Below are 1,178 nucleotides of genomic sequence, written 5' to 3' on the forward strand. Positions count from 1 at the left end.
GCGTTGAGGCTGTAGAAAAACTCCGAATCGTGCCCCGGTTTTGCTAGGATCAGGCAAACGGACAAGGAGTCGTCAGATGCCCAAAGCCAAGCCCCGCTTCAAGCCCTACAACCCCGACCAGAACGCCATGGTGGTGATCAACTATCAGGACCAGCTTCAGCCCGGCACCTTTGAACACGCGGTGCACTACCTGATCGAGCACAAGCTGGACCTGTCGATCTTTCACCCCAAGTACCGCAACGAAGACACCGGTCGGCTGGCCTACGATCCGGCCATCCTGCTGAAGATCATTTTGTTCGCCTACTCCAAGGGCATTAAGACCAGTCGCGAAATGCAGTGGTGTTGCGAGACCAACATCACCTTCAAGGCGCTGTCCTGCGATACAGTTCCCCACTTCACCACCCTAGCTAAATTCGTCAGTGGGCATGCCGATGAAATCGAAGAGCTGTTCGAGCAAGTTCTGCTGGTGTGCCACGAACAGGGATTACTGGGGAACGAACTCTTTGCCATCGACGGCTGCAAGATGCCCTCCAATGCCGCCAAGGAGTGGTCCGGCACCTTTAAAGAGCTGGAAGAGAAACGGAAGAAGCTGCGACGACTGATCCGCCATCACCTGAAAGAACACCACGAACGGGACGAGGCGGAAACGGAAGCCGAACTGGACCGGGACATTCGCCGAGCCAAGACCGTCCTCTCCCTGGACGAATCCCTGAACAAAGTGAACCGCTTCCTAAAGACGAACCGCCCAAGGATGGGCCGGGGGAAACGGAACAAGGAAGTAAAGAGCAACCTCACCGATAACGAAAGCGCCAAGATGACCACCAGCAAGGGCACGATCCAGGGCTACAACGGCGTGGCCACGGTGGATAAGAAACATCAGATTATCATTGATGCCCAGGCCTTTGGCGAAGGCCAGGAACACCACACCCTGCAACCGGTACTGGAAACTGTAGAGACCCGATTCAAGAAACTGGGTATCGCCGAAAGCATTTATCAGCAAGGCACCGTCATCACCGCTGACACCGGCTTCGCCAACGAAGCGAACATGCAATATCTGCACGAACGGCAGATTAACGGCTACGTGCCGGACAACAAGTTCCGCAGCCGAGACCCCAAGTTCAGCCACCAGAAAGATAAATACGGCAAGCGGCATCAGAACCAACCAGACACGGGCTGGA

General features: G+C 55.5%; 1 protein-coding gene. It reads left to right on the forward strand.

From position 1 onward, the window contains the following. Nucleotides 1–76: 76 nt before the first annotated feature. On the forward strand, nt 77–1,178 hold a 1,102-nt coding region (locus AC0B60_RS20180; protein ID WP_465087659.1), incomplete at its 3' end, for a transposase.

This window comes from Marinobacter sp. V34 (assembly GCF_055524115.1).